The organism is Candidatus Clostridium helianthi (genome assembly GCF_045310795.1).
GTDB classification, from domain to species: Bacteria; Bacillota; Clostridia; order Clostridiales; family Clostridiaceae; genus Clostridium; species Clostridium helianthi.
In genome coordinates, this window is the sequence record NZ_JBJIAB010000135.1 from 1 (window position 1) to 361 (window position 361).

Sequence of the window (361 nt, forward strand, 5' to 3'; positions counted from 1 at the left end):
GAAAAATATCTATGCTAGAAGTAAGGAACATGTTTTGTGAAGTGTTTCATTAGAAATTTTGACGGTTGTGCTTCTTGATTATAAGTTGTTCCAAAATGCTTGTTCAAAACTTGTTTTTGAGACTAGCATTTTGGGTACAACTTATAATCTTAGAAGCACCCGTTAAAATTTCTTAGAAACCGGAACAAAAGCTTGTTCCTTACTTCGGCAATTTATTTTCCAAATGCTGCTGCCCAATCTGCTTTGAATCTTTCTAATCCTTGATCTGTTAATGGGTGTTTTAGCATTTGCATTACTAAGCTATAAGGTACTGTTGATATATCTGCTCCTGCTTTTGCTGCTTCTATTACATGAATTGGAT

1 pseudogene is annotated in these 361 nt (G+C 34.1%); it reads right to left on the reverse strand.

What is annotated here, in order from left to right:
- Positions 1-212: 212 nt before the first annotated feature.
- Positions 213-361: pseudogene (locus ACJDTP_RS27520) on the reverse strand (fructose-6-phosphate aldolase); the annotation flags it as partial.